This window comes from Flavobacterium wongokense (genome assembly GCF_021608265.1).
GTDB classification, from domain to species: domain Bacteria; phylum Bacteroidota; class Bacteroidia; order Flavobacteriales; family Flavobacteriaceae; genus Flavobacterium; species Flavobacterium wongokense.
Window position 1 is genome coordinate 547,883 of record NZ_JAKIHP010000002.1, and the last position, 25,214, is coordinate 573,096.

The 25,214-nt window shown below is 37.6% G+C and carries 27 protein-coding genes; 20 read left to right on the forward strand and 7 right to left on the reverse strand.

The window, feature by feature from the left end; translation table 11 throughout:
- Positions 1-2: 2 nt before the first annotated feature.
- From L1S31_RS08555 to L1S31_RS08580, 6 genes are all read left to right on the forward strand, one after another.
- On the forward strand, positions 3-905 hold the full coding sequence (locus L1S31_RS08555; protein WP_236464312.1) for a ParB/RepB/Spo0J family partition protein: 903 nt from the start codon (positions 3-5) through the stop codon (positions 903-905).
- The gene (locus L1S31_RS08560) at positions 905-1,462 is read left to right on the forward strand and encodes a DUF5683 domain-containing protein (protein WP_236464313.1); all 558 of its coding nucleotides are present in this window, start codon (positions 905-907) and stop codon (positions 1,460-1,462) included. Before L1S31_RS08555 ends, L1S31_RS08560 begins: the two co-directional genes overlap by 1 nt.
- The gene (gene dapB, locus L1S31_RS08565) at positions 1,463-2,167 is read left to right on the forward strand and encodes a 4-hydroxy-tetrahydrodipicolinate reductase (protein WP_236464314.1); all 705 of its coding nucleotides are present in this window, start codon (positions 1,463-1,465) and stop codon (positions 2,165-2,167) included. It abuts the gene before it with no gap.
- A 63-nt stretch (positions 2,168-2,230) separates the two neighbouring features.
- Positions 2,231-3,784: a signal peptidase I gene (lepB, locus tag L1S31_RS08570; protein ID WP_236464315.1), complete on the forward strand. Its 1,554-nt coding sequence runs from the start codon at positions 2,231-2,233 to the stop codon at positions 3,782-3,784.
- A 37-nt stretch (positions 3,785-3,821) separates the two neighbouring features.
- Positions 3,822-4,199, forward strand: coding sequence for a four helix bundle protein (locus L1S31_RS08575; protein WP_236464316.1), 378 nt, complete (start codon positions 3,822-3,824; stop codon positions 4,197-4,199).
- A gap of 20 nt (positions 4,200-4,219) precedes the next feature.
- On the forward strand, positions 4,220-4,834 hold the full coding sequence (locus L1S31_RS08580) for a WbqC family protein (protein ID WP_236464317.1): 615 nt from the start codon (positions 4,220-4,222) through the stop codon (positions 4,832-4,834).
- On the opposite strand, the gene L1S31_RS08585 is transcribed toward L1S31_RS08580, so the two are convergent.
- From L1S31_RS08585 to mutL, 4 genes are read right to left on the reverse strand one after another with little or no spacing between them, the layout of a single operon-like run.
- Complete coding sequence (locus L1S31_RS08585; RefSeq protein ID WP_236464318.1) at positions 4,835-5,884, reverse strand: endonuclease/exonuclease/phosphatase family protein; 1,050 nt, start codon at positions 5,882-5,884, stop codon at positions 4,835-4,837. It lies immediately after the preceding gene.
- A 12-nt stretch (positions 5,885-5,896) separates the two neighbouring features.
- The gene (locus L1S31_RS08590; RefSeq protein ID WP_236464440.1) at positions 5,897-6,712 is read right to left on the reverse strand and encodes a rhomboid family intramembrane serine protease; all 816 of its coding nucleotides are present in this window, start codon (positions 6,710-6,712) and stop codon (positions 5,897-5,899) included.
- A gap of 42 nt (positions 6,713-6,754) precedes the next feature.
- Complete coding sequence (locus L1S31_RS08595; RefSeq protein ID WP_236464319.1) at positions 6,755-7,495, reverse strand: rhomboid family intramembrane serine protease; 741 nt, start codon at positions 7,493-7,495, stop codon at positions 6,755-6,757.
- Positions 7,492-9,354: a DNA mismatch repair endonuclease MutL gene (gene mutL, locus L1S31_RS08600; protein WP_236464320.1), complete on the reverse strand. Its 1,863-nt coding sequence runs from the start codon at positions 9,352-9,354 to the stop codon at positions 7,492-7,494. The genes L1S31_RS08595 and mutL overlap by 4 nt, the downstream gene beginning before the upstream one ends.
- Positions 9,355-9,749: 395 nt before the next feature.
- On the opposite strand from mutL, the gene L1S31_RS08605 reads away from it, so the two are divergent.
- The 3 genes from L1S31_RS08605 to L1S31_RS08615 are packed head-to-tail and all read left to right on the forward strand — an operon-like array spanning position 9,750 to position 11,375.
- Positions 9,750-10,226, forward strand: a complete 477-nt coding sequence (locus L1S31_RS08605) for a hypothetical protein (RefSeq protein ID WP_236464321.1) — start codon at positions 9,750-9,752, stop codon at positions 10,224-10,226.
- A gap of 5 nt (positions 10,227-10,231) precedes the next feature.
- Entirely contained in the window at positions 10,232-10,786 is a 555-nt protein-coding gene (locus L1S31_RS08610) for a hypothetical protein (protein WP_236464322.1), read from the forward strand.
- A 22-nt stretch (positions 10,787-10,808) separates the two neighbouring features.
- Positions 10,809-11,375 carry a hypothetical protein gene (locus L1S31_RS08615; RefSeq protein WP_236464323.1) on the forward strand — a complete coding sequence of 189 codons (567 nt, stop codon included), beginning with the start codon at positions 10,809-10,811 and terminating at the stop codon, positions 11,373-11,375.
- Positions 11,376-11,440: 65 nt separating this feature from the next.
- On the opposite strand, the gene ribH is transcribed toward L1S31_RS08615, so the two are convergent.
- The gene (gene ribH, locus L1S31_RS08620; RefSeq protein ID WP_236464324.1) at positions 11,441-11,932 is read right to left on the reverse strand and encodes a 6,7-dimethyl-8-ribityllumazine synthase; all 492 of its coding nucleotides are present in this window, start codon (positions 11,930-11,932) and stop codon (positions 11,441-11,443) included.
- A gap of 75 nt (positions 11,933-12,007) precedes the next feature.
- The gene (locus tag L1S31_RS08625; protein WP_236464325.1) at positions 12,008-12,802 is read right to left on the reverse strand and encodes a tetratricopeptide repeat protein; all 795 of its coding nucleotides are present in this window, start codon (positions 12,800-12,802) and stop codon (positions 12,008-12,010) included.
- A gap of 123 nt (positions 12,803-12,925) precedes the next feature.
- Here L1S31_RS08625 and recF point away from each other — a divergent pair, with 123 nt between their 5' ends.
- The 11 genes from recF (at position 12,926) to L1S31_RS08680 (ending at position 24,143) form a co-directional block, all read left to right on the forward strand.
- Complete coding sequence (gene recF / locus L1S31_RS08630) at positions 12,926-14,005, forward strand: DNA replication/repair protein RecF (protein ID WP_236464326.1); 1,080 nt, start codon at positions 12,926-12,928, stop codon at positions 14,003-14,005.
- Positions 14,006-14,044: 39 nt separating this feature from the next.
- Positions 14,045-14,746 (forward strand): rhodanese-like domain-containing protein, encoded by a 702-nt coding sequence (locus L1S31_RS08635; RefSeq protein ID WP_236464327.1) that lies wholly within the window; start codon positions 14,045-14,047, stop codon positions 14,744-14,746.
- A gap of 2 nt (positions 14,747-14,748) precedes the next feature.
- Positions 14,749-15,423 (forward strand): DUF2461 domain-containing protein, encoded by a 675-nt coding sequence (locus L1S31_RS08640; RefSeq protein ID WP_236464328.1) that lies wholly within the window; start codon positions 14,749-14,751, stop codon positions 15,421-15,423.
- Positions 15,424-15,428: 5 nt separating this feature from the next.
- A complete protein-coding gene (locus L1S31_RS08645; protein ID WP_236464329.1) occupies positions 15,429-16,496 on the forward strand; it encodes a glycosyltransferase in 1,068 nt (355 codons plus the stop codon).
- A 6-nt stretch (positions 16,497-16,502) separates the two neighbouring features.
- Positions 16,503-18,350 (forward strand): asparagine synthase (glutamine-hydrolyzing), encoded by a 1,848-nt coding sequence (gene asnB, locus L1S31_RS08650; protein ID WP_236464330.1) that lies wholly within the window; start codon positions 16,503-16,505, stop codon positions 18,348-18,350.
- A gap of 44 nt (positions 18,351-18,394) precedes the next feature.
- A complete protein-coding gene (murB, locus tag L1S31_RS08655) occupies positions 18,395-19,408 on the forward strand; it encodes a UDP-N-acetylmuramate dehydrogenase (RefSeq protein ID WP_236464331.1) in 1,014 nt (337 codons plus the stop codon).
- 9 nt (positions 19,409-19,417) lie between these two features.
- Positions 19,418-20,038, forward strand: a complete 621-nt coding sequence (locus L1S31_RS08660; RefSeq protein ID WP_236464332.1) for an FMN-binding negative transcriptional regulator — start codon at positions 19,418-19,420, stop codon at positions 20,036-20,038.
- Between the two features lie 77 nt (positions 20,039-20,115).
- Positions 20,116-21,222, forward strand: coding sequence for a glycosyltransferase (locus L1S31_RS08665; RefSeq protein WP_236464333.1), 1,107 nt, complete (start codon positions 20,116-20,118; stop codon positions 21,220-21,222).
- A complete protein-coding gene (locus L1S31_RS08670) occupies positions 21,213-21,764 on the forward strand; it encodes an RNA polymerase sigma factor (protein ID WP_236464334.1) in 552 nt (183 codons plus the stop codon). Before L1S31_RS08665 ends, L1S31_RS08670 begins: the two co-directional genes overlap by 10 nt.
- 162 nt (positions 21,765-21,926) lie before the next feature.
- The gene (locus L1S31_RS08675) at positions 21,927-22,763 is read left to right on the forward strand and encodes an energy transducer TonB (RefSeq protein WP_236464335.1); all 837 of its coding nucleotides are present in this window, start codon (positions 21,927-21,929) and stop codon (positions 22,761-22,763) included.
- A 156-nt stretch (positions 22,764-22,919) separates the two neighbouring features.
- On the forward strand, positions 22,920-24,143 hold the full coding sequence (locus L1S31_RS08680; RefSeq protein WP_236464336.1) for a serine hydrolase domain-containing protein: 1,224 nt from the start codon (positions 22,920-22,922) through the stop codon (positions 24,141-24,143).
- Here L1S31_RS08680 and L1S31_RS08685 read toward each other — a convergent pair whose 3' ends face one another.
- Positions 24,144-24,974 carry a CvfB family protein gene (locus tag L1S31_RS08685; protein WP_236464337.1) on the reverse strand — a complete coding sequence of 277 codons (831 nt, stop codon included), beginning with the start codon at positions 24,972-24,974 and terminating at the stop codon, positions 24,144-24,146.
- Between the last annotated feature and the right edge of the window lie 240 nt (positions 24,975-25,214).

The window sequence follows — 25,214 nt, forward strand, 5'->3', positions numbered from 1 at the left end:
CTATGGCAAAAGCTATAAAAAAACAAGCATTAGGAAGAGGATTATCTGCCTTGTTGAAAGATCCTGAAAATGATATTAAATCGGTAAATGATAAAAATGCCGACAAGGTTGTGGGCAATATCATTGAACTGGATATTGATGCCATCGAAATCAATCCGTTTCAGCCCAGAACCAATTTCAATGAAGATTCGTTACAGGAACTGGCTTCTTCCATCAAGGAATTGGGCTTAATCCAACCCATTACTGTCCGTAAATTAGATTTCAACAAATACCAATTGATTTCGGGAGAACGCCGTTTGCGTGCTTCCAAATTGGTTGGCTTAAATACCGTTCCGGCTTACATCCGGATTGCCAATGACAATGAGTCATTAATCATGGCTTTGGTTGAAAATATCCAGCGCCACGATTTGGATCCAATCGAGATTGCGCTTTCTTACCAAAGGTTGATTGACGAAATCCAATTGACCCAGGAACAAATGAGTGAGCGTGTTGGAAAAAAACGTTCTACCATTGCTAACTATTTGCGTCTGTTAAAGTTAGACCCGATTATCCAAACCGGAATTAGAGATGGATTTATCAGTATGGGCCACGGTCGTGCCATCATCAATATTGAAGATCAGGACGTTCAGACCGATATTTATCAAAAGATTGTAAGCGATAATCTTTCGGTTCGCGAAACAGAAGCTTTGGTAAAAAACTACCAGGACAGCATCAAACCTGCTCCGGCAAAAGCTGCTAAAAAAGCTTCAAAATTCACAATTGAGGACGAACATAAAAAAGCCTTTACCAATTTCTTTGGCTCCAAAATAGATGTAAAGATTGGCGGCAACGGAAAAGGGAAAATCACTATCCCATTCCATTCCGAAGAAGACTTTAACCGCATTATCAAATTAATAAAAGGTTAGTGAATAAGGCTTATTACATAGTTCTACTCCTATTTCTATTTGGAAGTCAGTCGATTTTCTCCCAGCAGATTGGCAATGCCATAGTTGCAAAAGATACGGTTAAATCCAAAGAGATTGATCCGCTTCGTCCTTCGAAAGCGGCTTTTTATTCGGCAATCCTTCCGGGTTTAGGCCAGGCATACAACAAGAAATATTGGAAAATCCCAATTGTTTATGGTGCCATCGGAACCAGCCTTTACTTTTACATCGATAACAATAAGAAATACCACAGCTATCGCGATGCCTACAAACAAAGGCTTCTTGGGCAAACAGGTGATCAATATGATTACCTCGATGATTCGAGATTGATTGCGGCTCAGCGTTTTTACCAGCGAAACAGGGATTTATCGCTGTTGGTTTCCGTTGGGTTTTACATACTTAACATCGTCGATGCCAATGTTGATGCGCATTTGATTCAGTTCAACGTAAATGATAAACTCTCCTTTCAACCTGATGTTTATACCAACGAACTCAACTACAAACCCAACTTGGGCCTAAGTTTAAATTACAAGTTCTAAATGAAGATAGCACTATTAGGATATGGCAAAATGGGGCAGATCATCGAAAGGATTGCTTTGGAACGAGGACACGAAATTGTCCTTAAAAAAACCAGTGCTGTTACTTTTGAAGGTCTGGAACAAGCTGATGTTGCCATAGATTTCAGTGTTCCCGATGTTGCAACAGAAAACATTTCAACCTGCATCAATAAAGGGATTCCTGTTGTTTCAGGAACCACAGGATGGCTCGGGAATTACCACGAAATGGTAAAACTCTGCAACGAAAAAAATGCCGCTTTTTTGTATGGCTCCAATTTTAGCCTTGGCGTAAATCTATTCTTTGAACTCAATGATTACCTGGCGAAGATGATGTCGAAGTTCAAGGAATACAAGGTTTCGATGGAAGAAATCCATCATACCCACAAACTGGACAAACCAAGCGGAACCGCTATTTCACTGGCAAATGCCATTATCAATCGTACCGATAAAAACAATTGGGCAATCGAAAACCCAAAGGCGGATGATGTATTCATTGATGTAAAACGAATAGACGAAGTTCCCGGAACACATAGTGTTTTCTATAATTCAGATGTCGATTTTATCGAAATCAAACACGTAGCCCACAACCGTGAAGGCTTTGCGCTTGGCGCTGTGATTGCAGCCGAATGGATTATTGGCAAAAAAGGTGTATTCTCAATGAAAGATGTATTGGATTTACATAAATAAATCTTAAAATTGTAACAAATAAGATAGACTTAAAACTTATACCCAACTTTTAAAATCAATATCATGTCATTATCTCAATGGTTTATATTTTTCCTAATCGTTCAAGTAATTCATGGCTTAGGAACCTGGAAACTCTATCAAAAAGCCGGTAGAAAACCTTGGGAAGCCTTTGTTCCTGTTTATAATTCCATCGTATTGATGAAAATCATCAACAGGCCAACCTGGTGGACGATACTGTTGTTCATTCCGATTATCAACCTAATCATGTTCCCTGTAATTTGGGTTGAAACGCTGAGAAGCTTTGGCAAAAATTCTACAGCCGATACCTGGCTTGGAATCTTCACTTTTGGATTATACATTTATTACATTAATTATACGCAGGATGTAAAACACATCAAGGACAGGAGTTTGGTAGCGCAAACCAAAACAGGTGACACAGTAAGTTCGCTTTTATTTGCAGTGGTTGTGGCAACTTTGGTCCACACTTATGTGATGCAGCCTTACACCATTCCGACTTCCTCTTTGGAAAAATCATTATTGATTGGTGATTTCCTTTTTGTGAGCAAATTCCATTACGGAGCACGAACTCCAATGACAACCGTTGCGGCACCAATGGTTCACGACACCTTGCCAATCATTAAAACAAAATCGTATTTAAGCTGGCCACAATTGCCTTACTTCCGATTTCCCGGCTTTGAAAAAATAGAAAAAAATGACATTGTCGTTTTCAACTGGCCTGCCGATACCGTTTACAAATTCTTTGATACTTCGGGAAGAAGCATCATTAAGCCTGTCGACAAAAAATCAAACTATGTAAAACGCTGCCAGGGAACTCCGGGCGATTCATTACAGATAAAAAACGGAACGGTTTACATCAACGGAAAGGAATTGATACTACCGGAAAGAGCAAAACCGCAATATTCGTATGCAGTGACTTATGACATGTCGAATCCTGACCTTGATTTTGAATACTTATTAAATCAGGTTGGTTCTACAGACGGCGCCGGTTTTAAAAATGAGACCCGAGACACCTTATTCCTAAGAGCCTTAACCAAGCAGGGAGCTGCTACATTAAGGAGCATTCCGGGAATCAAAACCGTTACCCAGATTGTGAACAAACATGGAGAAGGCAATATCTTTACCAAAAATCCAAACTGGAATGCGGACAACTTTGGCCCAATCTATATTCCTGAAGCCGGAAAAACCGTTGCATTGAACCTGCAGTCACTTCCTTATTACAAAAGGATCATCGAGGTTTACGAGCACAATACGCTAAAGGTTGTTGGTAACGATATTTATGTAAACGACCAAAAAGTTACATCCTACCAGTTCAAACAAAACTACTACTGGATGATGGGAGACAATCGCCATAATTCTGAGGACAGCCGTTATTGGGGTTATGTTCCGGAAGACCACATCGTAGGTAAACCGGTTTTTATCTGGATGAGTTGGGACGGAAACGGAAAAGGATTTGGCAAAATCCGTTGGGAACGTTTATTTACAACCGTTAACGGAGAAGGACAGCCACAGTCGTATTTCAAATATTTCCTAATTTTGTTAGCCTTGTATTTTGTGGGTGATTATTTCTGGAAAAAGAAAAAAGTGAAAAATAGTTAATTTGGTCATTTGTTAATTTGGTTATTTGTAAAATGCAATGTATACTTTTTCATTTGAAAAATTAGACGTATGGATGGAAACCAAAGAGTTTTCGAAAGCTATTTATGAAATAACTTCACATTTTCCAGATACAGAAAAATTTAGTTTGTCATCGCAATTAAGACGAGCTTCAATATCCATTGCTTCTAATATTGCAGAAGGTTCTGCTAGGAAAAGCTATAAGGATAAAGCCCATTTCACTTCATTAGCGTTTAGTTCTGCTGTAGAAGTGCTTAATCAATTAATAATTTCATTTGAGTTACATTTTATTTCAGAAGTTGATTACTTAAAACTTAGGGAGATATTAGAAAGCATAACTAATAAGCTAAACTCCCTGAGAAATTATCAAATTGACATATCCAACGAAACCAAATAACCAAATCCACAAATAACCAAATGAAAAACATTATCATCCATCCGAGTTATTTTCCTTCAATCAGTCATTTTGTAGCGATTGCGAAGGCCGATATGGTGACTTTTGAGATGGAGGATAATTTCCAGAAACAAACCAACCGTAACCGGATGTACATTTACAGCCCGAATGGAGTCCAGCTGTTGAATGTTCCGGTAAAACACAACAAAGAGCGTCATCAACGCATTAAGGAAGTTAGGATTGAGAATGATTTTGACTGGCAGAAACAGCATTTCAAATCATTGGAAGCTGCGTACAGAACCTCTCCTTTCTTTGAATATTTTGAAGATGAAATTACTCCGATTTTCCAAAAGAAGCATACTTTCCTAATGGATTTGAACCTCGAAACAATGGCTGTTGTTTCTAAATGCCTGAAACTTGAATTTGATTACGATGAAACTGCTGAGTATTTTCACGAAGTAAATCACAAAACAGATTTCCGTAATCTGATTAATGGCAAAAAGGACACTTCCGAATTTGAATCCTACACTCAGGTTTTTGGTGACAAACACGGTTACCTGAACAATCTTTCTGTTTTGGATTTGCTGTTCAACGAAGGACGCTATGCTTTGGAATATTTGAAGAAGCAGGAACTTTAATTATTCCACAAAACTCAATCGCGTCATGATCGGGAAATGGTCTGAGTTTTCAAACTTCGTAAAGGTATTGAAGCTTTTGACTTTCATCTTTTTACTCGCAAAAATATAGTCAATACGTGCCGGATAATATTTGAATTTATACGTTTGCCCAAAGCCATTTCCTGATTCCACAAAACAATCATTCAGATCGGATTTAATGCTTCGGTATACGTAAGAAAACGGACTGTTATTCATATCTCCACAAATAATCACAGGATACGGGCATTCATTTTTATGCTTTACCAAAATCTCGGCCTGCTGTTCCTGTTTCTTAAAGGCGTCGCGGATTCGGCTGAATAACTGTTGGGATTTGCTTTGATTAATGGCATCAACATGTTCTGAAATCTCATTGACATCGGGAGAAATCTTGATGGACTGCAAATGAATGTTATACACGCGGATGGTGTCCTTCCCTTTTTTGATGTCGGCATAAATTACATTATTTCCGGCAGTCGGAATCTTAAAATCGCCTTGGTTGAAAATTGGATATTTTGAGAAAATCGCCTGACCTGTCTTGATTTGCTCGCCCTCCATAAAGATGGCTTTATACTTGTAAATCCTCAAATCTACTTTGGCATTTTCCGAATATTCCTGAATGCACAAAATATCAGGATTCTCATCATTGATAAAATGCAAAATCGTATTGCCCACGCTATCGTCGTTGATCCAGTCAAAAAGATTGAACAAACGCACATTATAGCTCATCACTGTAAAGTCTTTTTCCTCTTTCTCCAAATCATGCGATGAGAATTTGTAGAATTTATTGATGAAGGTTATCCCAAGCAATAATACCAAACCCGAAAGGAAAATCTGCCGTTTCAACTGAAGCATCCAGTAAATAAAAAACAAGGCATTCAAAATCAGGAATAAAGGCAAAATCAAGGTCAGCACCGAAAGCAGCGGAAACATTTTGGGCGCCAGGAATGGTAAAACATAAGCAATAAAAGTCAATACAGTAATTACTATATTGAATCCAAATACCACTTTATTAAACCACGAAAGTTTCTTCATCTAATTTTGTTGCTATTTTCCCGCTTTAAAAAGAAACTCTTTTTCTTCACTGGTCAGGCTGTCATAACCCGATTTACTGATTTTATCCAAAATCTCGTCCAACTGTTGCTGTGTTTTATCCTTAACTACAATTTTGCTCTCTCTTTTCACTGCAGGTTTCCTCGGGTTTATGTGCACCTTTTTGAAAGGAGTCGATTGTTTGTTGCTGAATACATTCAGTATTGAGTCTGTTATTTTACTCAAATCAGTTCCGTTTTGCAGCAGTTTGATGTAAATATAGCCAAAAAAAGCTCCGCTCAAATGTGCAATATGACCACCGGTATTACTCATCTGAATCTGCAGTAAATCCAGCAACAACACTACCGCAGTAATATGCCATAGCTTTACATTTCCAATCAATAACAATCGGATTTCCATTAACGGCTGATACGCTGTAGTAGCTACCAACAAAGCCATAATTGCTGCCGAAGCACCAACCATAGTTGAACTTTGATGCAGCAGATAGAAACTGAGGACAAAACACAATCCGGCAAATATGGCACTCAAAAGATATAATCCGAGATATTGCTTTTGGGTAAAGAAAGTCAGGAATAATCGGCTCGCAAAACTCAACACCATCATGTTAAAAAACAAATGCATAAATCCGTAATGGAAAAAAGCATAGGTTAATAAAGTCCAAGGCCTTGTTAAGACAATCGATGGTTCAGAGGAAACAGCAAGCCAATTTGGGAAAGTAAAAACGCCAAACTTAAACTGGTAAAAAAAAATTACCGACAAAAGAAAGAGACCAACATTCCAATAAATCATTTTATTGGCAATGCCACCCATTCTGTATTGCAGTTTTATGTCATCAAAAATATTATTCACGGTTTAATTCCAACGGTTTTTATTAAACTGATTCCGTTTCCAATACCAAACCATCAGTATTCCGAACAATGCTCCGCCAACGTGTGCAAAATGCGCAATTCCGCCACCCATTACTGAGCTTCCGGTGATTCCTGAAAATAAATCAAGCAGCACTAAAATTGGCACAAAATACTTTGCCTTAACGGGAACAGGAATAAAGAACAACAGCAATTCAGCATTAGGAAACATAAAGGCAAAAGCCGCCAAAAGTCCGTAAATAGCACCGGAAGCTCCTACAGCCGTAACCATATAGCTTTGAATGAAATGCGAGAAATCTGATTGTCCTAAAACCTGCATCCATTGCTGGTCGTATTTTCCTTCTGCCAAAATTTTTAGGATCTCTGTTTTATTGTATCCATTGTCAATCAGCACATTCAAACCTTGATGGAACTGATAATAATTGGCTGCTGTATGGATTAAAGCCGCACCCAATCCACAGGAAAGATAGAAAAAGAGGAATTTTTTGGAACCCCAAATATACTCCAGGTTGCTTCCGAAGGAATATAAGGCAAACATGTTAAAGGCGATATGCATCAGGTTTCCGTGCATGAACATGTGCGTAAATGGCTGCCAGGCTTTGAATGCCGGGTTTTCGACATAATACAATGCGAAATACGTTTCGGCAATTGGAACAAACTGCGTCCCAATAAAAAAGATAATATTGATAATTAAAAGTTGTTTTACAACTGGTGTGATATTCATCATACGCTGAATTTTTTATCTAAATCTTCCACACTCATCGTGATGAAAGTTGGCTTTTGGAAAGGCGACACATTGGGCTCTCTGCAGGCAAAAAGATTGTGCACCAGGTTTTCCTGTTCTTTTTCGTTTAAATAAGTTCCGGTTTTTACGGCAAGGCTTTTTGCCATCGATTTGGCTATCGTGTCATTTTGGCTAAAACTATTATCCGGAATTCCGTCCTGCAGGTCACTCAATAACTCTTCCAAAACAATTGAAATCTCGCTTTCAGACACATTGACAGGCAAACCTGAAATCATCACATGGTCTTCGTTGATGGATTCAAATACGAAACCGGTGTTTTCCAGCGACGATTTTAATTCGGCCAACAGTTCAATTTCAGAAGTCGAATAATACAACTGCAGCGGAAACAGCATTTGCTGGCTCGAAGCCTGATGAACGGTCATGCTCGTCAAAAATTCCTCATACAGCACACGTTCGTGCGCACGCTTCTGGTTGATGATGACCATTCCCGATTTTATGGGGCTGACAATGTATTTTTTATGGATTTGATAGGTGCGTTTCGCTTCCTGCTCAATTTCATTTTCCTCGAATAAGGAAGAAGTCACGGCTTCATTCTCAAAAGCCATTTCGGCAATGTCATGAGTAGCCTGTTTTAAACCCACATACAAACTTTCCCAACTGGGCTGGGCTTCGGTTTTTTGATACGATGATGAAAACGATTTAGCAGGTTTATCAGCTATGCTTCGAGTGTCTTCCGAAAATGGATTGAAGCTTCTGTCAACCTGTATCGTTGGATATTCGGCTTCCTTATTCTGATATTGATAAGGCGTGTCCAAATTAGGATCCCTATCAAAATCCAAAACCGGAGCCACGTTGAATTGTCCTAAACTATGCTTGATGGAAGAGCGCAATATTGCATACAACGCGTGCTCATCATCAAATTTGATTTCAGTTTTTGTAGGATGGATATTGATATCAATGGTATGAGGCGGAACATCCAGGTACAGGAAATAACTTGGCTGGCAGCCGTCTTTCAGCAAACCTTCATAAGCAGCCATCACCGCATGGTGCAGGTAACCACTTTTGATGAATCGGTTGTTGACGAAAAAGAACTGCTCTCCTCTATTCTTCTTAGAGAATTCGGGTTTGCCAATAAATCCGTGCAGGTTTACAATTTCGGTTTCTTCCTTTACCGGAACCAGTTTTTCATTGGTTTTACCTGAAAAGATGTTAACAATCCTTTGCCTGAAATTTGAAATTGGCAGGTTGAACATTTCGCTTCCATTGTGGTACATCGTAAAATGAATGTTGGGATGCGCCATCGCCACACGCTGGAATTCATCCACGATATAGCGCTGTTCCACCGTATCTGATTTGAGGAAATTACGTCGTGCCGGTATGTTGAAAAACAGGTTTTTAACCGCAAATGAAGTTCCTTTGGGCAATACTGCTGGTTCCTGAGAAACAAATTTACTTCCTTCAATGATAAGATGCGTGCCCAATTCGTCCTGCTCCTGTTTGGTTTTCATCTCCACATGGGCAATTGCCGCAATCGAAGCCAATGCTTCACCTCGAAACCCTTTGGTATGCAGTGAAAACAAATCTTCGGCATGGCGTATTTTGGAGGTCGCATGGCGTTCAAAACACAAACGCGAATCGGTAATGTTCATTCCGATGCCATTGTCTATGACCTGGATTAACGATTTCCCGGCATCCTTAATAATCAGTTTGATGTCGGTAGCTTTGGCATCAACCGCATTTTCCATCAACTCCTTGACTACAGAAGCGGGTCTTTGCACCACTTCTCCGGCAGCAATCTGGTTAGCAACATGGTCTGGAAGTAATTGAATTATGCTCGACATTTATACTGTTTGTGGTTTATCGTTTGTGGTTTTTAAGTAAAAACCAAAGTAAGCAAATTTAAGGAAAAACAATCGGGATTTTTACTTAATAATTAGCTAAATATTCACATTCGAACAGGCTTGATTTTTATATAGAAATCGTTATAAAATATACACTTTTTGTATATGGAAATGTTTTGTGTGATTTCTACATTTATCAAATAAATTAATCTAAATAATTGACTGGTAATCAAGTGGCTTACCTCCACAGCGTGACATCGCTATTTACTTTTATAAGGTTTGTTATTTAAATAGCATTATGGCAAAACAAACCAAAAGAAAAACAGCCCTACCTTAATTATGTTTTCGACGACAAAAGCTAGGACTGTTATAATTAAAAAATTATATACAAAATTATGAAAAAAAAAGTATTTAGTTTAATAGCCTTGGTAATGATAGTATTAAATGTAAATGCACAAAGACCAAGTTTATCTATGGTTGCATGCGATCCAGGTCAGCATGCGGTCCTTTCGTTCGAGTTTAACGCGTTGCGGTTTCACAGGGCATCAACCGGCTGTGAAAAAAAATTTTCGATTTGTTCAGATGGAACCTGGACAATTTATTGTGTTGCTGATTCTAAACGAAAACTATCCAGTTTTAATTCAGTAAAAAATTCCGCCATAGTTATTGGTGAAGTGAGTAACGATGGTAATTATGTTACATTGCATTTCCCAATTGAAATTACTAAATTAGATGGCTATCAATCGGGTGATTTTGAAAATTTTGGATTTGATAGTGATTATGATTTATCCAAAGACTTTACAATTCAAAAAGGAAACTATATTCCAACCTTTACAGAAGATGAGATTTTGGTCAAGGTAAATTTAAAGTAATTTATATGGAATTAAGGTCGTTATCATTTTTTATTATCTTTTTATTTTTCATCTCTTGCAGCACTATTGTTTCTGTAACTGAAAATGTAAATTCAAAATATAAATTTGATTCAAAAGAAGTATATCTTGAGAGAATCAGTAAACACAAACATTTTTCAAAAGACAAATTGGTTATCTTAAATGATAACGATCTTAATCTTCTTTTATATGAAATCGTCAATAATCATTTAAGTACTTATTATGGCATAGCTAATACTAATTATTTTGTTAGTGCTGATCAATTAAAAATTAAAAGTTGTTCCGGTCAGATAATAACCTTGTATAAAATGTTTGTAACTCAATCTAATGACTTAAATAAATCGGAAGTCTCAGAATCAGGGATATTAGAAAAATTCAATATTGATCATTCCAAAAACACTTTGATTTTTTTATATTCCTATAAATTAGGAAATCTTGCCAAAAGTAAAATCAGTGCGGTAATAACAAAACTGCAGAATGAAAATGATTTTGACTACAGGATTATATGTCTTGATAATAATGATATAAATAATAAGCAATGATTTTTGTTTTGTAAAACCTGTTATGAAAAATAATTACATCATATTATGTTTTGCATTTCTGCTTACTTCCTGTAGCATCAAAGGCCGTTTCTATGGATTATATGGTTATTATAAAAAAGCACAATCTGAAAATCCAGATTTATACAAAAAAGTTGATGAAACTTCTAAAATTACCAATTTTAACAATGAAATCTTTAAAGACAAGGTTATTGTAACTAATGGTAAAATGGTAAGGAAGAATTTAGGCTACAATGAATATTCTGTTGTATATATTTGGAGTCCTAAATGCCATAGTTCTATATGCATCCCGCCAGACTTGGTTCAAAGCAAATGCAATTTGAAAAATCTTGAATTATATGTGGTTTCTGAATACTATAGTAATGAGGAAATGTCAGAGAAGTATAATTTGGCAAACAATATTATCGGAGTAGATACAGAATATTATAAATCCAGTTTAACTAAAAAATATTTATCGAGATTCTTATTTGATCTTACTGGAAAAAAAGAGATTGATCGGCAATATTTGTTTTTCAAAAAAGGGATTTACCAGGCATCCTACACTACCCTTGAGGAAATACAACTACAATAAAAATTGCTGTCAAAATTAGGTGTTAAAAAAGGGCGCTCCAGTGGAGCGCCTTTTTGATATAGGGATTACATCGTTTTCCTTCTTAACTCAGCCATTTTAATTGCGGCGATTGCAGCTTCGGTTCCTTTGTTTCCGTGCTTTCCTCCGCTTCTATCAATGGATTGCTGTTCGTTGTTATCTGTCAACAGGCAAAAAATCACCGGAACATCGGTTTGGACATTCAAATCCTTGATGCCTTGGGTTACGCCTTCGCAGACAAATTCGAAATGCATCGTTTCTCCTTTGATGACACAGCCAATCGTAATGACCACATCAACTTCCTGGGTTACTATCATTCGCTGTGCGCCATAAACCAATTCAAAACTTCCGGGAACATTCCAACGGATAATATTCTCAGCTTTTGCGCCACAATCCAATAATGCAGCTTCTGCCCCATTATAAAGCCCATTGGTCACATGGTCATTCCATTCTGAAACCACTATCCCAAACCGGAAATCCTTCGCGTTTGGCAGGCTGTTTTTATCATAATTGGATAAGTTCTTATTTGCTGTTGCCATAAAATTTGTTTTTGAAAATAAAAAAGGATTAAAGATACAATCCTTAATCCTTTTTAAATTATTTTTCCTTAAAAATTATTGAGCCAAACCAATCAAAGCATCGATTCCCTGAGCTTCAGGAGAAGCTTCGAAGTTGTCTTTGATATCAGTAAAGTATTTTAAAGCATCAGCTTTATTTCCTAATTCAAAAGCAGTTTTACCAGCTTTCAATAAATATCTTGGTCTTGTAAAATCATTTTGACTTTTATCAGCAGCCTTGATGTAGAATTCCAAAGCTTCTTTTTGTTTGTTTTGTTGTGCATAAGCATCACCTGTAGCTCCAATAGCCAAAGTGCTCAACATAATATCATCCGATTTGAATTTCTCCAAACTTGTAATAGCCTCTGCGTATTTTTTAGTGTTCAGGTAAGCAATACCTGCATAGTAGTTGGCAAGGTTTCCAGCGTCAGTTCCTGAATATTCTTCAGCAATCTTAACAACTCCAAATTTACCTTCAGAACCTTTCAACACTAAGTTGTACAATGAGTCCGTTTTTGTTCCGGTTGCATCATCAACCGCTTTCTGGAAGTTTTGCTGTGCTACGAACAATTCATCTGCTGCCTCATTTTGTTTTGGCTCAGCAATAAATTTTTGATACAATAAATAAGAAACTGTAGCCAAAGCAACAACAGTAAGAAAACCGATAATAGCTTTTTGGTTTTTTGCTGCGAAATCTTCTGCTCTTGATGCAGTTTGGTCTAAAGTGTCAAATGCTTTTGCAGTTGCACTATCTTTTTCGTCAACATTAATGTTTTCCTCAATAAAATTATTATCTAATTTTTCAGCTTTTTCTTTTGGTGCTTTATATCCTCTTTTGTTAAAAGTTGCCATCTATTTTTAATTTAGTGTGCGCAAAAATAAAAATTAATTCATATTTTAAAGCTATTTTTGTCGATATTTTTGAATAATTTGCACCACTCAAGTTTAGAGCACTAATTTTAAGCAAAAACCAAATTGTTTTTAAAGCGGATTTCATTACTCAATTACAAAAATTTCTCGGAAGTCACCTTCGAACTTGATGACAAAATCAATTGCTTCGTGGGTAAAAATGGCATTGGAAAAACCAACATCCTCGACGCTGTTTATCATTTGGCAAACGGGAAAAGTTATTTCAACCCTTTGGCGGTGCAAAACATCAAGCATGATGAAGATTTTTTTGTTGTGGATGGCGAGTTTGAAAAAAACGGCAGGCACGAGCAGATTTTATGCAGCCTAAAAAAAGGCCAAAAGAAAATCATGAAACGCAATGGCAAAATCTATGAGAAATTCTCGGACCATATTGGCTTTATTCCGCTTGTAATCATTTCTCCGGCTGACCGTGACTTAATCATCGAAGGAAGCGAAACCCGAAGGAAATTTGTAGACAGTGTCATTTCGCAATTGGACAATTCCTATTTACAGCAATTGATCCAGTATCAGAAAATCATCAGCCAGCGCAATGCCCTGCTAAAATATTTTGCACTAAACCATATTTTTGAAAACGACACCTTATCCATATATAATGAGCAATTGAATGCTTTAGGACAGGCTATTTTTGAAAAAAGAAAGCAATTCCTAAACGATTTCATTCCGATATTCAATCAGTACCATCAGGACATCACCGATTCGGCAGAAACCGTTCAGTTGGTTTACCAAAGCGATTTGTTTGAAAATGACACCTTGACCTTATTGGAACAAAATCTTCAAAAAGACAGGGCGTTGCAATATACTTCTGTTGGCGTCCATAAAGACGATTTGTCTTTTGAAATAGACCATCATCCAATCAAGAAATTTGGTTCCCAAGGCCAACAAAAATCTTTTCTGATTGCACTCAAACTGGCGCAGTTTGATTTTGTCAAAAAACAAAGTGGCGAAAAACCAATTTTGCTGTTTGATGACATTTTTGACAAGCTCGACGAATTTCGCGTAAGCAAGATTATCGAAATGGTCAATAACGATGAATTTGGGCAGTTATTCATTTCGGATACACATCCGGAACGGACGGAAAACATAGTAAAAACAACGCATCAGAGCTATAAAATATTTAATCTTTAGTATTGCCCAAATTTGTAATTTTGCAAAAATTTTAACACTATGAAACTGAAATTCATTTCCTTCATATTAATATCCTTTTTATTCATCAGTTGTCATGGACAGACTTCAAAAAACATCCACACCATTGATGCAAAAACGTATGCGGAAAAATTAAGCGTTACTGAAAATCCCCAATTGCTTGACGTAAGAACTCCGGAAGAATATAACAGCGGTCACATCGGCAATGCTGCCAATATAAACTGGAACGGCGATGATTTTGTTGCTCAGACAGGGAAACTCGATAAATCAAAACCGGTTTTTGTGTATTGTAAAGTTGGCGGAAGAAGTGCGAATGCCGCAGATAAATTAGCTGAGTTAGGATTCACCGAAATCTACAATCTTGAAGGCGGAATAATGAAATGGAAAGCAGCAGATGCTTCGGTATCAAAGCCAAGTGACAAAATTATTGGGATGTGCGATCAGGAATATGGCGAATTGCTAAAGTCAGGCGATAAGGTCATGATTGATTTCAATGCCAAATGGTGTGCTCCTTGTCAGAAAATGAAACCATTTATTTTAAAAATGCAGACTGAAATGAAAGACAGCGTTAAAATCGTACAGTTGGACGCCGATGAAAATAAAACTATAGTGGAACAGCTCCATTTAGAAGGATTACCTACTATAATTGTCTATGAAAAAGGCAAAGAGGTTTGGCGCAATGTAGGCTATATTTCAGAAGAGGATTTAAAAAAACATTTGTAATTATGTTAACGAAAGAAGCAGTTCAGTTCCTGGCAGATTTGGTTGCCAACAATAATACCGATTGGATGCATGCCAACAAAAAAAGGTATGAGAACTTCAAGAAAGAGTACCACAATTACATAGCTTCCATTTTAGCTGAAATGAAACCTTTGGACAAGAAGCTAGAAGGATTGGAAGTAAAGAACTGTACCTTCCGAATCAATCGCGACATTCGTTTTTCTAAGGATAAATCACCCTACAAAACCAACATTGGTGTTTGGATGTCCCAAAATATGAACCGCAAAAATGCTCCCGGATATTACATTCATTTTGAGAAAGGAAATTCTTTTATCGCCGGTGGTTGTTGGTGTCCGGAACCAAACGAACTTAAACAGATCCGAAAGGAAATTGCATTTTTCCACGACGATTTGGAAAAAATCGTCAACGATAAAAAATTCAAATCGGAGTTTGGTGCCATGACACGTGACGAAAACAATACGCTCAAAAAAGCACCCAAGGATTTTGAAGCAGATCATCCGGCAATCGAGTTTTTGAAACTCAAAAGTTTTACGGCTTCGGAAAAAATTGATGACAAATTATTTTTAGATAAGGATTTCAGCAAAATTGTTGCCCAAAAATTAATTGCGCTAAAACCAATGAATGACTTTTTAAACAGAGCCCTGGAAACGGAAGATTAAATCAAATGTCGAAAAAACGAATCCTATTTCTTGGCGAAACCTATCGCGCTGATGCCATTACCTGGATGAACGGTCTAAGGGAATTTGGCAACTTCGAAATCGTAACCTGGGAACTTGAAACAAGCAGTAATGGCGTCAACCGTATTAAACGGATTTTTGAATTGGCCAAAGCCATACTATCCATAAAAAGCATTGCAAAAAAATTCAAGCCCGATATGGTCATTGCCGAAAGGACAACCAGTTATGGCTATCTCGCAGCAATTTCGGGTGTAAAACCGATGGCAGTTGCACAACAGGGCATAACCGATTTGTGGCCACACAGCTCGCCACTTTACATTTTCAAAAAAGTGCTTCAGGATACTGCCTTCCGTAAAGCCGATTTAATCCATGCCTGGGGAAATGTGATGGCGCAACACATGGTTGAAAGTAATGTAGACATGTCGAAAGTGATGGTTTTACCAAAAGGGATCAACCTGAATTTTTTTGAATTTAAGGACATCCACGATGACACAATGATTCAGGCAATTGTTACACGTGCTTTGGAACCTGAATACAGGCATGACATTATTTTAAAAGCCTTTTCGATTGTCAAGCAAAATAAAATCCCATTCAGGCTTACGATCATTGGCGATGGAACGGAGCTTGAAAACCTTCAACATTTGGCAAAGGAATTAAATATTGAAAACGAAGTCGATTTTGTGGGCAGGATTAACAACAATGATATTCCAAAGTATTTGCAGGAATCCAATTTCTATATCAGCATGCCCATAACCGAAGGGGTTTCTGCTTCACTTTTTGAAGCCATGGCTTGTGGTTCCTTTCCAATTGTAAGTGATTTACCGGGTAATAGAAGCTGGATAACAGAAAAAGTAAACGGAATACTTGTACCATCAGAAAATCATACTAAATTAGCCGAAGAATTGGAGTGGGCATTTAACAATAGTAATGTTACAAAAAAAGCTATTGTTTCAAACAGGAAATTTGTGGAGGAAAATGCCAATTACCAAGTCAACATGAAAAAAATAGCAGATACTTACAATGATTTAATTAAAATTAAATCAACTACTACTTAAAGGAATATGTGTGGGATTAATGGAATTTTCCATTTAAATTATAAACAGGTTGATGAAAATCAACTGATAAAAATGCGTGACATCTTGGAACACAGAGGTCCGGATGACTCAGGCATATACATCAGCAACAATATCGGATTAGGCCACAGGCGTTTATCGATTATTGATACTTCGGCTGGAGGTCACCAACCCTTTGTTTCTGGCAACGGTCGTTATATCATTGTCTTCAACGGAGAAATTTATAACTACCAATCTTTTTATCCCGAATTAAAAGCCAAAGGCATTGAATTAAAAACCAGTTCCGATACCGAAGTTTTGTTGAAACTCTACGAAATCTATGGTTTGGAAATGCTGCATCGTTTGAACGGAATGTTTGCATTTGCCATTTGGGATACCCTTGAAAAGAAGCTCGTGCTTTGCCGTGACCGAATGGGTGTAAAACCTTTATACTACTGTATTCATAAAAACACTTTATATTTTGCTTCCGAACAGAAAGCGCTTTTTGCTGCCGGAGTTCCGCTTCAGATTTCTGAAAATGGCATGGAAGAATACATTTTCAACCGTTTTGTTGCCGGAGAGGAAACCCTGTTTGCTGACGTAAAGAAATTACTTCCGGGCCATCATATGATTATTGATGAGGACGGAAACAGCAAAACAACCCGTTGGTGGAATTTAAAGGAACAAATCCAGAACCATGCGCAAATACTGAATCCGAAAAAATGGTTTGAGGAAACCTTTTTCGAATCGGTGAAACTACGAATGGTCAGTGATGTAGCCGTTGGGGTTTTATTGAGTGGCGGATTGGATTCCTGCTCTATCCTATCGTCTTTGCACGAACAGAAGTTTGAAAAAATTGAAACGTTCAACATCAGTTTTTCCGAAGAAGAGCACAATGAATACCATTTGGCAAAAAAAATAACCGACCAATACGGCTATACTTTCAACCATACCAAACTGGAAGATGAAAGTTTGTACCAAAACCTAATCGAAACCTCGTATTACCAGGATGAGCCAATCATGCATCTTAACGAGCCTCACCTTCTGGCCATAGCCAAATTGGCGAAGCCAAAAGTAAAAGTATTGCTTTCGGGCGAAGGCGCAGACGAATTGATGGGTGGTTATGTTCGCTACAAAGCCTTGAAAAATCCATCATTGCTCAAGGTAATTTCGCAAATCAGCAAGTTTGAAACCTTTAATAAAAAACCGCGTTACGATAAATTATTCCGTTATTCCAAAATCAACAGCGACTCCGATTTGGTGATTTTCAACGGTTCGAATGTGTATCCTGAAGATATCAATTCGTTTTACGGAAATAAACAGAAACCGGTCAATGAATACCGTCACCAAATCCTAAAGGAAGCTCAGGAATTGTATCCAAAAAACCTGCAGCGACAGGCTTTGTATTTTGACCAGCATACCTATATGTGTTCGCTTTTGGACCGAAATGACCGCTGTACAATGGGAACTTCGATTGAATGCCGTGAACCGTTTTTGGATCAAAGGTTAATCGCAGGTTTGGGAACTTTGGATGACAAATGGATGTTTACCGGTAAAAAAGGAAAGTTCATTCTGAAAACCACAATGGAAGACAAGCTTCCAAGAGAGATTGTCGATTTCAGGAAAATTGGTTTGAGTGCACCTTGGGGAAGTTATTTGTTGAGTTTCCCGAGATTTATTGACGAACTGGACAATTTTGCCAAAAGCCCGATTTTTGAAATGCCAATGCTGGAAAATCTGGACGGACAAAAAATGGTTGTTGAAATCAGAAAAGGAAACACCAAAATCCTGCCGTATTTCATGCCAATATTTATGCTTCACAAATGGCAAAAAAACTATTATAATAAATTCGTTTAAAAAATCTTTGACTTACTTTTGTCATCAGATAGATTTTTTAGAATATGAATATCCAGCATAATTTTTCCCTCAAAAAATACAACACATTCGGCATCGAAGCAAAGGCAAGGCAATTTGTTGCAGTCCATTCGGTTGACGAATTAAAAACCATTTTAAAAGAACATCAATCTGAACCAAAATTCATATTGGGTGGCGGAAGCAACATGCTGCTGACACAGGATATTCAGGCATTGGTGATCCACATCGATTTAAAAGGAAAAAAAATCATCAAGGAAGACGAAGATTATGTTTGGGTAGAGTCTCAGGCTGGCGAAAACTGGCACGAGTTTGTGCTTTGGACCATCGGTCAAAACTTTGGCGGTTTGGAAAACATGTCTTTGATTCCCGGAAATGTAGGTACAACACCGGTTCAGAATATTGGCGCTTATGGCACTGAAATCAAGGACACTTTTGTTTCGTGTGAGGCAGTCAATATCGCAAGCCAGCAAATGAAAACCTTTACTAAGGAAGATTGTAATTTTGGATACCGCGAAAGTGTTTTCAAGCACGAAGTAAAAGACCAATTCATCATAACTTCTGTAGTTTTTAAACTGACCAAACGCAATCATAAAATCAATACCTCATATGGCGACATCACTAAGGAGTTGGAAAAACAGCATGTCTCCACTCCTACTTTGAAAGATGTTTCGAATGCCGTTATTGCCATTCGTCAAAGCAAATTGCCCGATCCTAAAGAGCTCGGAAACAGCGGAAGTTTTTTCAAGAATCCCATCATACCCAAAACACAATACGAAAAAGCACACGCTTTGCATCCTGAAATGCCCCATTATGTCGTTTCGGAAACTGAAGTTAAAGTTCCTGCAGGTTGGCTGATTGAACGCGCCGGGTTTAAAGGAAAACGTTTTGGCGATGCGGGAATACACAAAAACCAGGCTTTGGTTTTGGTAAATTATGGCAATGCAACAGGACAGGAAATATTGGCAGTTTCAAAAGACATCCAGGCGACAATCCTAAAGGAATTTGGCATTGCGATTGAGGCGGAAGTTAATGTAATTTAAATAGAGATAATGTACATTCCGGAAATTTATAAAAACGAAAACCAACAGGATATCCAAAATTTCATCCATCAGAATGGGTTTGCGATTTTGGTAAACCAAACTGATGGAAAACTTTGGGCAACACACATCCCATTGTTTTTGGAAGAAAAGAACGAAAAGCAGTTTCTGGTTGGTCATGTTTCCAAAGAAAATCCACAGGCTGAGAGCTTTAAGGCTAATGATGAAGTACTTGCTGTTTTCTCGGGTTCACATGCATACATTTCCTCATCCTGGTATGACCATGAAAATGTTCCAACCTGGAATTACCTCGCAGTCCATGTTTATGGAAAGGTAAAAATCCATTCGCTCGACGAGAGCATTGAAGCCCTAAAAAAACTGGTTGATAAGTACGAAGCCAAATCGGAAAAACCGGTTCGTGTAGAAGATATGTCAAAGAAAACGCTGATGCAGGCAAGAGGAATAGTTTCGTTCGAAATTGAAATCTCAGATATTCAGGCTGTGAAAAAGATGTCACAAGGCAGAGATGACAAAAACTACCAAAACATCGTTTCGGAATTGGAAAAAACCAACGACAACCAAGCCATAGCCGTTGCTGATGAAATGAAGAAAAACAGAAATCTTCAAGGCTAAAATTTCCGCATTCTTCATCTAAAGTTCACAATTGATTTTGTACATTTGCAGTCCTTTTTAAAAGTCGAAAAAGCACTATGTTACTAACTTTATTCTGTTTATTTATTGCCATTGTTGTCATACAATTCATTTATTATATTGTAGTCTTTGGCAAATTTTCATTTGCCAAACCACAAAATGCAACTCCAAAGAGAATTCCGATTTCGGTGGTTGTTTGTGCAAAAAATGAAGAGGAAAATGTCAGAAGGTTAATCCCGATGCTTGTAGAGCAAAATTACCCGCAATTTGAAATTGTTTTGATTGACGATGCGTCAAGCGATGATACTTTGGAGATTTTTGAAGAGTTTGAAAAACTGCATTCGAATATCAAACTGGTAAAAGTGGAGAATAACGAAGCTTTTTGGGGCAATAAAAAATACGCTTTAACCCTTGGAATCAAAGCAGCGAAATACGAATACCTTTTGTTTACTGACGCCGACTGTGTTCCGGCTTCACAAGATTGGATTGCCAATATGAGCTCGCAGTTTACTGTTGAAAAAACAATTGTCTTGGGTTATGGTGCTTATGAAAAAATAGCGGGTTCATTCCTGAATAAAATCATCCGTTTTGAGACTCTGCTAAGTGCTACGCAATATTTTTCTTGGGCAAAATTAGGAAAACCGTATATGGGCGTTGGCCGTAATATGGCTTACAAAAGAGAAGAGTTTTTCAAGGTTCGCGGTTTTATGGACCACATGAAAATCCGTTCAGGAGATGATGATTTATTCATCAACCAGGCTGCAGAAAAGAAAAACACAACGGTTTGTTATTTGCAGGATAGTTTCACTTATTCCAAACCAAAAACCTCTTTCAAGGATTGGTTTACCCAAAAAAGGCGCCACGTTTCAACAGCCAAGCATTATAAAATATTTGACCAGAACCAATTGGGGATATTCTATCTTTCGCAATTGCTGTTCTTGTTGCTGCCGATTGTTTTACTGGCATTCCAGTTTCAATGGATTGCGGTAGTGAGCATCATTGGCTTCCGCTATATTTTTGCATGGATTACGATGGGATTTGCTGCAGGAAAGCTTAAGGAAAAAGACGTAATGTATTGGTTTCCAATCATTGAAATTGTTTTAATTTTCACGCAACTGAATGTATTCATTACCAATACATTCTCAAAACCGGTACATTGGAAATAAATCCGTACATAGAAAAAGCCAAAAAAGGTGATCAGGTTGCCTTTACCTATCTGCTGGACCATTACTGGAATGAGGTTTATGGCTTTATGCTGAAACGTACCGAAAACGAAACCGATGCCGAGGACATTACTATTGAAACCTTTTCTAAGGCTTTTGATAAAATTGCTACTTACAATCCCGAATTCCAGTTCAATACCTGGTTGATTGCCATTGCCAAAAATGTCCATATTGACATGCTGCGCAAAAAGAAATCCACCTTGTTTGTTGAAATCACCGACGAGGAAGATCAACAGGCTTATAATGTTGCCGATACTTCCCCTTCTGTTGAAGATGCTTTGATTACGGAGCAAAACCTATCACAATTATTACAGTTCATCAAGGAATTGAAACCGCATTACCAGGAAGTAATCCAGCTGCGTTATTTTCAGGAAATGAGTTATCAGGAAATTGCCGAGCAATTGGGCGAACCCTTGAGCAATGTCAAAATCAAATTGCTTCGCGCCAAAAAACTATTGGCCGAAATCATCGAAAGCAAAAAATAATCTTTCTTAAAATCCCTTTTAAATTCTTAGTCTTTTAAGGGTTTCCTTTTATTAATCTGAAAATATTTGACAGATTGATATACTATTTTCATATTTCCTGCGTTATATAATAAAAACCAACGCTTATGTAACATAGATACTTAACTTATAAACCATTTAATCATGTCAAACGTTAGTATTTATGAAAAAAACTGGACTGAACTAGTTTTTGAAGACAGAAACAAAGCTTATGGCGCTTACCAATTGCGTCAGGAAAACCCTAAAACCACAGTAATTGCCTTTGTCAGTGGTTTACTTTTGATTTTTACTTTGATTGGTTCCTGGATGCTGCTTTCTTCTTTTGGGGATAACCCTAAAACTGCAGCATTGGAAGATGACGACATCATCATAACTATTTCTGATTTTAACTATCCTAAAAAAGAAAAGCCTAAAAAAGAGGAAGTAGTGGCTCCGTTAAAGAAAGAGGAAACAAAGAAAAAAATCGAGAAGGAAGATTTAAAAAATGCCGTTTTGGTTAAGGAAAATTTTGATGACGTTAAGACCAATAAGGAATTAAAGGAAAATCCAACTACCGATAATCGGACTGATGGTGGCAACACTACAGGAACGACGACTACAACAAACACAACCGGAACAACTACGACTACTACAGTGATGACCGGAACAAAAACCGGTGATGATAAAGCAAGGACAACCAACGAATTGGACAGACTGCCTGCTTATCCCGGAGGTATTGACGAATTCTATAAATATGTTGGAAAAAATATTGACAAACCAGAAGTAGATGAACACTTGAGTTCCATTAGTGTTATCATGTCTTTTGTCATTGAAAAAGACGGTTCAATGAGCGAAATCAAAGTAATGCGAAGCTCTGACAAAAACCTCGAGAGGGAAGCCATTCGCGTGCTGAAAGCCCTAAAAGTGAAATGGTCACCAGGTTATAAGGATGGCGAAAAAGTAAGGACACTCTATGTGTTACCGATAAAAGTACAGCTTTAAGTTAGTTATTAATTCTTTTTGTGTTTTTGCCCCGAACCTGGCCAGTCTTAAAAAACTTGTCAGGTTTATTTTTGTTTAATAACTAGCTGATAACTTTACAAAATCACTTTTTTATTTTAGTCAAATATTGGTATTATTGTAAAGTTTAGAATTCTTATGAAGCTTACGTTTATTACCTTTTTCCTATCACTGATGTGTTATTTTTCCGGTCCCAATTCCGGACAGGCTGATATTGGAGCCAATACACACAATCCAGATGACAGCCTGTTTGTAAAATCTAATTTCCCGATACGGATGGGAAAGGTTTCTGAAACTTACATCTCTGAAAAAAGGCATTACATAGATTCCTTTTACAACAAGAATATAAATTCCCCTTTTTATAGCGGTGGATTTATTGTCGTAAAAAATGGCCGCGTACTTTATGAAGATTATAAAGGGTATGCAAATGCAAGAACCGGACAGAAAATTGACAAAAACACTCCAATCCATTTGGCTTCAGTAAGCAAGGTTTTAACCTGCACCGCAATCCTTCGATTGGTACAGCAGGACAACATCATGCTCGACCAAAAAGTAATTGATTGGCTTCCCGATTTTCCATACAAGAGCACCACGATCCGAACATTGCTCAACCACAGAAGCGGTTTGCAGCATTATGCCAACTTCCCGGGTTTGATGAAAAAAAGATGGGACAGGCGTAAAATATTGACCAATCAGGATGTTTTTGATTTATTGGTACAAAACAAATTCCGATTGGTGACCCCAAATGATACGCATTTCGATTATTGCAATACCAACTATGTGATTTTGGCCCTGATTATCGAAAAAGCAACTGGTGTAAATTATCGCAGGGCGATGCAGGAACTGGTTTTCAAACCTTTAGGAATGACAAACACCTTTGTCTTTGACTATGACAATGACAGGGAAACAGCTTCTAAGTCGTACAAAGGCAACATGATTTTTCCTTGGGATCAGTTTGACAATTTGTATGGCGATAAGAATATTTATTCAACGCCAAGGGATTTGGTAAAATTTGATTTGGGCTGCTATTCTCCGAATTTCATCGACCAAAAACTATTGCAGGAAGCTTATTTTGGATATAGTGCGGGCAAAGTGGCAAAACCAATCAAGGATTATGGTTTAGGAATGCGTATGCGTTTTCTGCCTCCAACAGGAGAAAAAATGGTGTATCACAATGGTTGGTGGCATGGAAATAATACGTCATTTGTACCTGTAAAAAAGGACACGGTGACCGTTGTTTGTTTGGGAAATAAATATTCCAACAGGCCTTATTCGACCTTGAGTATGGTTAGCAGTCTTTTTTACAAAAAGAAAACAGAGATTGAAACTCCGGTTCCAACCGAACTCGAACTTGGCGAATAGTTATTCCTTTACCAAATAAATCCCGTCTTCCTTTATCTCGATAAGTTTGTCCTTGTAAAGTGAGCCAATGGCTTTCTTAAAGGTTTTTTTACTCATCTTCAATACGGTTTTAATGTCTTCGGGATGGCTGTTGTCATTCAGCCTAAGGAAACCTCTGCTGGCTCTTAATTCGTCAAGGATTTTCTCGGCATTGGGTTCGATGTTTTCATAACCCAGTTTTTGGAGCGAAACATCAATCTTATGATCAGGGCGGATATTTTTGATATAACCGGTCATACGGTCTCCGGTTCGGATGTCATCATAAACCTGGTCTTTGTACAACAATCCTTTGTGGATATCGTTGATAATGACATTGATTCCCAATTCGGTGATGTGCGAAATGATTAAATCCACTTCATCACCTACAGCAACGGTCAGGTTTTCATTGTCCAAAAACTGATTGGTTTTACTTGAGGCGACAATACGGTTGGTTTTTTCGTCGATGTAGGCAAAGACAAGGTATCGTTTGCCTTTCTCCATTGGCCTTGCCTGTTCCTTGAATGGAACCAGGATATCTTTTTCCAATCCCCAATCGAGGAAAGCGCCAACATTATTGACATAATTCACACGCAGCAATCCAAATTCATCCATCAAAATATAAGGTTCCAGCGTAGTTGCAACCGGTCTTTCTTCGTGGTCAAGATAGACAAACACTATAATCTCATCCCCTATTGCATATTCTTTTGGAACATATTTTAAAGGCAATAAAACATCATCCTTACCATCGGTTAAATAAAGCCCGACTTTGGTTTCCCTTGCAATTTTGAGCGTATTGTAATGTCCTATTTCCATTTTGAATGCGTGTAATTTGAACCGCAAAGATAGCACATTCTTTTTTGCCATGAAACCACAAACCTAATTGTGGAATCCTCTTTAACCATCTCTTAAACTTTTGTAGCAATTTTTTTGAAACAATATTTTTTGCCACAATTTTGTGGCAATTTTTTTGTGGCAATTTTTTTTGCGCATACTATTTTGCCACAACTTTTACTGATATGATTTCTAAAGCAAAGCTTTTTATGGTTGTTTTTT

Excerpts from the sequence above, each read along its gene's own strand:
- L1S31_RS08555 (WP_236464312.1), top strand. The coding sequence starts at position 3 with ATGGCAAAAGCTATAAAAAAACAAGCATTAGGAAGAGGATTATCTGCC.
- dapB (WP_236464314.1), top strand. The coding sequence starts at position 1,463 with ATGAAGATAGCACTATTAGGATATGGCAAAATGGGGCAGATCATCGAA.
- lepB (WP_236464315.1), top strand. The coding sequence starts at position 2,231 with ATGTCATTATCTCAATGGTTTATATTTTTCCTAATCGTTCAAGTAATT.
- L1S31_RS08575 (WP_236464316.1), top strand. The coding sequence starts at position 3,822 with ATGTATACTTTTTCATTTGAAAAATTAGACGTATGGATGGAAACCAAA.
- L1S31_RS08580 (WP_236464317.1), top strand. The coding sequence starts at position 4,220 with ATGAAAAACATTATCATCCATCCGAGTTATTTTCCTTCAATCAGTCAT.
- L1S31_RS08585 (WP_236464318.1), bottom strand. The coding sequence starts at position 5,884 with ATGAAGAAACTTTCGTGGTTTAATAAAGTGGTATTTGGATTCAATATA.
- L1S31_RS08590 (WP_236464440.1), bottom strand. The coding sequence starts at position 6,712 with ATGGGTGGCATTGCCAATAAAATGATTTATTGGAATGTTGGTCTCTTT.
- L1S31_RS08595 (WP_236464319.1), bottom strand. The coding sequence starts at position 7,495 with ATGATGAATATCACACCAGTTGTAAAACAACTTTTAATTATCAATATT.
- mutL (WP_236464320.1), bottom strand. The coding sequence starts at position 9,354 with ATGTCGAGCATAATTCAATTACTTCCAGACCATGTTGCTAACCAGATT.
- L1S31_RS08605 (WP_236464321.1), top strand. The coding sequence starts at position 9,750 with ATGAAAAAAAAAGTATTTAGTTTAATAGCCTTGGTAATGATAGTATTA.
- L1S31_RS08610 (WP_236464322.1), top strand. The coding sequence starts at position 10,232 with ATGGAATTAAGGTCGTTATCATTTTTTATTATCTTTTTATTTTTCATC.
- L1S31_RS08615 (WP_236464323.1), top strand. The coding sequence starts at position 10,809 with ATGAAAAATAATTACATCATATTATGTTTTGCATTTCTGCTTACTTCC.
- ribH (WP_236464324.1), bottom strand. The coding sequence starts at position 11,932 with ATGGCAACAGCAAATAAGAACTTATCCAATTATGATAAAAACAGCCTG.
- L1S31_RS08625 (WP_236464325.1), bottom strand. The coding sequence starts at position 12,802 with ATGGCAACTTTTAACAAAAGAGGATATAAAGCACCAAAAGAAAAAGCT.
- L1S31_RS08635 (WP_236464327.1), top strand. The coding sequence starts at position 14,045 with ATGAAACTGAAATTCATTTCCTTCATATTAATATCCTTTTTATTCATC.
- L1S31_RS08640 (WP_236464328.1), top strand. The coding sequence starts at position 14,749 with ATGTTAACGAAAGAAGCAGTTCAGTTCCTGGCAGATTTGGTTGCCAAC.
- L1S31_RS08645 (WP_236464329.1), top strand. The coding sequence starts at position 15,429 with ATGTCGAAAAAACGAATCCTATTTCTTGGCGAAACCTATCGCGCTGAT.
- asnB (WP_236464330.1), top strand. The coding sequence starts at position 16,503 with ATGTGTGGGATTAATGGAATTTTCCATTTAAATTATAAACAGGTTGAT.
- murB (WP_236464331.1), top strand. The coding sequence starts at position 18,395 with ATGAATATCCAGCATAATTTTTCCCTCAAAAAATACAACACATTCGGC.
- L1S31_RS08660 (WP_236464332.1), top strand. The coding sequence starts at position 19,418 with ATGTACATTCCGGAAATTTATAAAAACGAAAACCAACAGGATATCCAA.
- L1S31_RS08665 (WP_236464333.1), top strand. The coding sequence starts at position 20,116 with ATGTTACTAACTTTATTCTGTTTATTTATTGCCATTGTTGTCATACAA.
- L1S31_RS08675 (WP_236464335.1), top strand. The coding sequence starts at position 21,927 with ATGTCAAACGTTAGTATTTATGAAAAAAACTGGACTGAACTAGTTTTT.
- L1S31_RS08680 (WP_236464336.1), top strand. The coding sequence starts at position 22,920 with ATGAAGCTTACGTTTATTACCTTTTTCCTATCACTGATGTGTTATTTT.
- L1S31_RS08685 (WP_236464337.1), bottom strand. The coding sequence starts at position 24,974 with ATGGAAATAGGACATTACAATACGCTCAAAATTGCAAGGGAAACCAAA.